Here is a 6,568-nt window from a genome sequence, read left to right as displayed (position 1 = left end):
GGGATCATTTCTCGTTCTTTTCTTTTGAGAAGCAGACCAGAAGTTATATTAGCTTAGAGATTAAACATAAGAGTTTGATCCTGGCTCAGATTGAACGCTGGCGGCATGCTTTACACATGCAAGTCGAACGGCAGCATGGGTGCTTGCACCTGATGGCGAGTGGCGAACGGGTGAGTAATACATCGGAACGTACCAAGTAATGGGGGATAACTACTCGAAAGAGTGGCTAATACCGCATACGCCCTAAGGGGGAAAGCAGGGGATCTTCGGACCTTGCGTTATTTGAGCGGCCGATGTCTGATTAGCTAGTTGGTGGGGTAAAAGCCTACCAAGGCGACGATCAGTAGCGGGTCTGAGAGGATGATCCGCCACACTGGGACTGAGACACGGCCCAGACTCCTACGGGAGGCAGCAGTGGGGAATTTTGGACAATGGGGGGAACCCTGATCCAGCCATGCCGCGTGTATGAAGAAGGCCTTCGGGTTGTAAAGTACTTTTGTTAGGGAAGAAAAGCTTGTTGATAATACCAATGAGTCATGACGGTACCTAAAGAATAAGCACCGGCTAACTACGTGCCAGCAGCCGCGGTAATACGTAGGGTGCAAGCGTTAATCGGAATTACTGGGCGTAAAGCGAGCGCAGGCGGTTATTTAAGTCAGGTGTGAAAGCCCCGAGCTCAACTTGGGACGTGCATTTGAAACTGGATAACTAGAGTGTGTCAGAGGGGGGTAGAATTCCACGTGTAGCAGTGAAATGCGTAGAGATGTGGAGGAATACCGATGGCGAAGGCAGCCCCCTGGGATAACACTGACGCTCATGCTCGAAAGCGTGGGTAGCAAACAGGATTAGATACCCTGGTAGTCCACGCCCTAAACGATGTCAATTAGCTGTTGGGAGATTAAAAGCTCTTGGTAGCGTAGCTAACGCGTGAAATTGACCGCCTGGGGAGTACGGTCGCAAGATTAAAACTCAAAGGAATTGACGGGGACCCGCACAAGCGGTGGATGATGTGGATTAATTCGATGCAACGCGAAGAACCTTACCTGGTCTTGACATGTGCGGAATCCTCCAGAGACGGAGGAGTGCCTTCGGGAACCGTAACACAGGTGCTGCATGGCTGTCGTCAGCTCGTGTCGTGAGATGTTGGGTTAAGTCCCGCAACGAGCGCAACCCTTGTCATTAGTTGCTACCATTCAGTTGAGCACTCTAATGAGACTGCCGGTGACAAACCGGAGGAAGGTGGGGATGACGTCAAGTCCTCATGGCCCTTATGACCAGGGCTTCACACGTCATACAATGGTCGGTACAGAGGGTAGCCAAGCCGCGAGGTGGAGCCAATCTCATAAAGCCGATCGTAGTCCGGATCGCACTCTGCAACTCGAGTGCGTGAAGTCGGAATCGCTAGTAATCGCAGGTCAGCATACTGCGGTGAATACGTTCCCGGGTCTTGTACACACCGCCCGTCACACCATGGGAGTGGGGGATACCAGAAGTAGGTAGGATAACCGTAAGGAGTCCGCTTACCACGGTATGCTTCATGACTGGGGTGAAGTCGTAACAAGGTAGCCGTAGGGGAACCTGCGGCTGGATCACCTCCTTTCTAGAGATAGAAGAGGCTTGACGCATTCACACTTATCGGTAAACTGAAATGAAGATGCAAGAAGAAACAGCAACGACCTGGGTTTGTAGCTCAGCTGGTTAGAGCACACGCTTGATAAGCGTGGGGTCGGAGGTTCAAGTCCTCCCAGACCCACCACTTATTAAGTAAGACTTATAGGTGATGGTTGTGGTTGGTACGGAGTTAGCTGAGTATGATGTATTCAGACGAGGCGAGAAGAAGCGAAGCATACTTATGTATGTGAGCGACTGAGCAACGAAGTATCAATACATCAGAGGGGGCATAGCTCAGTTGGTAGAGCACCTGCTTTGCAAGCAGGGGGTCATCGGTTCGATCCCGTTTGCCTCCACCACTGACTGCTGTAGTAACTTTGCAAATCAAAGAAGATTAACAGCTGCGGCTGTTATTTGTTTCCTTGTTAATAAGGAAATGGTATACTAGTCGTCTTTGATTTGCGAAGCGTGTGAGCGGATAAGCAGTACAAAGCGAAACACATAAAAAGCAACGCATTGATCTTTAAAAAATTAGAAAGCCGAAATCAACAAACAAAAGACAATGTTGTTGTTTAAGCAAGACGTAAGTCAGCCTTTACAGGCCGCTTAAATAACACAGTAATTTGGGTGATGATTGTATCTGCGATTAACGAATTCAAAAGGCGTTAATCGTAACAACCAAGTAGTAAGCTTTATTGTAAGAGAGAATCAAGTTTAAGGAAGACACGTCAACTGTCCAGTTAAACAAAGTCAGAGGTTCTTGAAATGATAGAGTCAAGTGAATAAGTGCATCAGGTGGATGCCTTGGCGATGATAGGCGAAGAAGGACGTGTAAGCCTGCGAAAAGCGTGGGGGAGCTGGCAATAAAGCTTTGATCCCGCGATGTCCGAATGGGGAAACCCACTCAATTTATTGAGTATCCTAGACTGAATACATAGGTCTAGAGAAGCGAACCTGGAGAACTGAACCATCTAAGTACCCAGAGGAAAAGAAATCAACCGAGATTCCGTAAGTAGTGGCGAGCGAACACGGAAAAGCCTGTTAGTGATATTAGTCGAGATAGAAGAACATTCTGGAAAGTATGACCATAGAGCGTGATAGTCGCGTATTCGAAATCTCAATTAAGGTACTAAGCTAACGACAAGTAGGGCGGGACACGAGAAATCCTGTCTGAATATGGGGGGACCATCCTCCAAGGCTAAATACTCATCATCGACCGATAGTGAACCAGTACCGTGAGGGAAAGGCGAAAAGAACCCCGGGAGGGGAGTGAAATAGAACCTGAAACCTGATGCATACAAACAGTGGGAGCGGACTTGTTCCGTGACTGCGTACCTTTTGTATAATGGGTCAACGACTTACGTTCAGTAGCGAGCTTAACCGAATAGGGGAGGCGTAGAGAAATCGAGTCTTAATAGGGCGATTAGTTGCTGGGCGTAGACCCGAAACCGAGTGATCTATCCATGGCCAGGATGAAGTTGCCGTAACAGGTAATGGAGGTCCGAACCCACTAATGTTGCAAAATTAGGGGATGAGCTGTGGATAGGGGTGAAAGGCTAAACAAACTCGGAGATAGCTGGTTCTCCCCGAAAACTATTTAGGTAGTGCCTCGAGGTACACTGATGGGGGTAAAGCACTGTTATGGCTAGGGGGTTATTGCAACTTACCAACCCATGGCAAACTAAGAATACCATCAAGTGATTCCTCGGGAGACAGACATCGGGTGCTAACGTCCGGTGTCAAGAGGGAAACAACCCAGACCGCCAGCTAAGGTCCCAAATGATAGATTAAGTGGTAAACGAAGTGAGAAGGCCCAGACAGCTAGGATGTTGGCTTAGAAGCAGCCATCATTTAAAGAAAGCGTAATAGCTCACTAGTCGAGTCGTCTTGCGCGGAAGATGTAACGGGGCTCAAATCTATAACCGAAGCTGCGGATGTGCGCGTAAGCGTATGTGGTAGGGGAGCGTTCTGTAGGCCTGCGAAGGTGTGTTGTGAAGCATGCTGGAGGTATCAGAAGTGCGAATGTTGACATGAGTAGCGATAAAGGGGGTGAAAAGCCCCCTCGCCGAAAGCCCAAGGTTTCCTACGCAACGTTCATCGGCGTAGGGTGAGTCGGCCCCTAAGGCGAGGCAGAGATGCGTAGTCGATGGGAAACAGGTTAATATTCCTGTACTTGATTTAAGTGCGATGTGGGGACGGAGAAGGTTAGGTCAGCAAACTGTTGGAATAGTTTGTTCAAGCCGGTAGGTGGAATTCTTAGGCAAATCCGGGAATTCATTAACACCGAGAAGTGATAACGAGGTTCTACGGAACTGAAGTGACCAATACCACGCTTCCAGGAAAAGCCACTAAGCTTCAGCTTAAATCGAACCGTACCGCAAACCGACACAGGTGGGCAGGATGAGAATTCTAAGGCGCTTGAGAGAACTCGGGAGAAGGAACTCGGCAAATTGATACCGTAACTTCGGGAGAAGGTATGCCCCATAACGTTAAGGATTTACTCCGTAAGCGATGTGGGGCCGCAGAGAATAGGTGGCTGCGACTGTTTATTAAAAACACAGCACTCTGCTAACACGAAAGTGGACGTATAGGGTGTGACGCCTGCCCGGTGCTGGAAGGTTAATTGAAGATGTGCAAGCATCGGATCGAAGCCCCAGTAAACGGCGGCCGTAACTATAACGGTCCTAAGGTAGCGAAATTCCTTGTCGGGTAAGTTCCGACCCGCACGAATGGCGTAACGATGGCCACACTGTCTCCTCCCGAGACTCAGCGAAGTTGAAGTGGTTGTGAAGATGCAATCTACCCGCTGCTAGACGGAAAGACCCCGTGAACCTTTACTGTAGCTTTGCATTGGACTTTGAAGTCACTTGTGTAGGATAGGTGGGAGGCTTTGAAGCAGAGACGCTAGTTTCTGTGGAGCCGTCCTTGAAATACCACCCTGGTGACTTTGAGGTTCTAACCCAGATCCGTTATCCGGATCGGGGACCGTGCATGGTAGGCAGTTTGACTGGGGCGGTCTCCTCCCAAAGAGTAACGGAGGAGTTCGAAGGTTACCTAGGTCCGGTCGGAAATCGGACTGATAGTGCAATGGCAAAAGGTAGCTTAACTGCGAGACCCACAAGTCGAGCAGGTGCGAAAGCAGGACATAGTGATCCGGTGGTTCTGTATGGAAGGGCCATCGCTCAACGGATAAAAGGTACTCCGGGGATAACAGGCTGATTCCGCCCAAGAGTTCATATCGACGGCGGAGTTTGGCACCTCGATGTCGGCTCATCACATCCTGGGGCTGTAGTCGGTCCCAAGGGTATGGCTGTTCGCCATTTAAAGTGGTACGTGAGCTGGGTTTAAAACGTCGTGAGACAGTTTGGTCCCTATCTGCAGTGGGCGTTGGAAGTTTGACGGGGGCTGCTCCTAGTACGAGAGGACCGGAGTGGACGAACCTCTGGTGTACCGGTTGTCACGCCAGTGGCATAGCCGGGTAGCTAAGTTCGGAAGAGATAAACGCTGAAAGCATCTAAGCGTGAAACTCGCCTGAAGATGAGACTTCCCTTGTGGTTTAACCACACTAAAGAGTCGTTCGAGACCAGGACGTTGATAGGTGAGGTGTGGAAGAGCGGTAACGCTTGAAGCTAACTCATACTAATTGCTCGTGAGGCTTGACTCTATCATTTGAAGAACTTCGAATGATGAAGCTTACTACAATAAGCATACAATTCATTACCTGTTGATTTAAGTTTACGTAAGGCGCATAATACGCGACTTACAAAAAGCGAACCTTGTGAAAACAGTCCAAAGACGCTTCACAAAACGGCTTTCTAATACCCTTTTTGTTTGGCGGCCATAGCAAGTTGGTCCCACGCCTTCCCATCCCGAACAGGACCGTGAAACGATTTAGCGCCGATGATAGTGTGGATTACCCATGTGAAAGTAGGTCACCGCCAAACTCCCCATTCTAAAGCCCTGATGCAATGCATCAGGGCTTTATTCATTTCAGACGCAGACCACACAATACAGCAGAATTCCTAGCAACATACTAGGTACAAGCGGCATGTAAGCATCACTGAAATCACAAATATAAGCAGTAAATAATCCACAACTGACCAGACCCAACAACTCACATACTCATACGTGCTTGCTGTAACAACACAAATACATCATCAATACTTAAAGCGGCCTGTAAATCGGTTTGTTATCTTACAGGCCGCTTTATTTTTGTAGATGAACACTAGGCAATGTCGCATTCAGAGTGGTTTTTGTGGCAATCAGACAGTTAGCCATTTGGTAAAACGCTTACCATGTTTGTGTGGCCATGCCATCTTTTTTAAATCACTGAAAGATAAGGGTAAACATGTCATCTCAAACAACATTGACAGCAGGCATTCATTTGTTGAAAGCCGGTGCGTTGCGCATGAATGAATTGTCGGAATTGAAAAATATGCCGGCTTTGCAAGGGCAAATTTTGGATGTGCCATTGGCGGCGGCGCAGAACACGCCGCTGACTTTGGGTTATTTTGCCCTGCAACCCTCGGTCAGCTATGAGGCGCATTTCGATTTTATCGAAGTCAAAATCGTCACCAAAGGCAAGATGGTGGTGCGCGATGCCAACAATCACAAATACGTGGCTGAGGTCGGTGATGTGTTGGTGTTTATGCCCAATACTTTGGTGATTTTTGATGGTGAGAGCGATGGCGAGGCGGTGTATTTTAAAAACACGGCGGCGGTAAGCAGTTATTTGGAACCTGCCATCGCTTAAATATCTTAAATATTTGGCATTGAAATGCAGTAAAAGCGGCCTGTAAACGATTTACAGGCCGCTTTATTGTGCGCACAGCTTGGGGGAGTTGTACATAAATATAGAATCAAACTCTTAATTTTTTGCTCTAGGTCATGAGAGGGGGGGTTGAATTTTCGCTCAAAAAACAGCGCTGTTAGTATCCATGCACGCAGCGTGGGTTGG

Annotated in this window: 1 protein-coding gene, 2 tRNA genes and 3 rRNA genes; all 6 read left to right on the top strand. The window is 48.4% G+C overall.

Annotation, left to right across the window (positions count from 1 at the left end):
• Positions 1–62: 62 nt before the first annotated feature.
• The 6 genes from BN3003_RS18290 (at position 63) to BN3003_RS18265 (ending at position 6,364) form a co-directional block, all read left to right on the top strand.
• A 16S ribosomal RNA gene (locus tag BN3003_RS18290) occupies positions 63–1,600 on the top strand.
• 79 nt (positions 1,601–1,679) lie between these two features.
• Positions 1,680–1,756 (top strand) — tRNA-Ile (locus BN3003_RS18285).
• A 138-nt stretch (positions 1,757–1,894) separates the two neighbouring features.
• Positions 1,895–1,970 (top strand) — tRNA-Ala (locus tag BN3003_RS18280).
• A 413-nt stretch (positions 1,971–2,383) separates the two neighbouring features.
• A 23S ribosomal RNA gene (locus tag BN3003_RS18275) occupies positions 2,384–5,275 on the top strand.
• Positions 5,276–5,441: 166 nt separating this feature from the next.
• Positions 5,442–5,555 (top strand): 5S ribosomal RNA (gene rrf, locus BN3003_RS18270).
• The 16S, 23S and 5S rRNA genes sit together here with 2 tRNA genes alongside, the layout of an rRNA operon.
• Before the next feature lie 404 nt (positions 5,556–5,959).
• Positions 5,960–6,364, top strand: coding sequence for a cupin domain-containing protein (locus tag BN3003_RS18265; RefSeq protein WP_058358037.1), 405 nt, complete (start codon positions 5,960–5,962; stop codon positions 6,362–6,364).
• Positions 6,365–6,568 lie beyond the last annotated feature (204 nt).

This window comes from Vitreoscilla massiliensis (assembly GCF_001457815.1).
Classification (GTDB): domain Bacteria; phylum Pseudomonadota; class Gammaproteobacteria; order Burkholderiales; family Neisseriaceae; genus Vitreoscilla; species Vitreoscilla massiliensis.
The sequence above is the reverse complement of the archived record's forward strand: the minus strand, read 5'-3'. Positions and strand labels throughout refer to the sequence as shown.

Bases quoted from the DNA above. Each gene is read 5' to 3' on its own strand.
- BN3003_RS18265 (WP_058358037.1), top strand. From the start codon at position 5,960: ATGTCATCTCAAACAACATTGACAGCAGGCATTCATTTGTTGAAAGCC.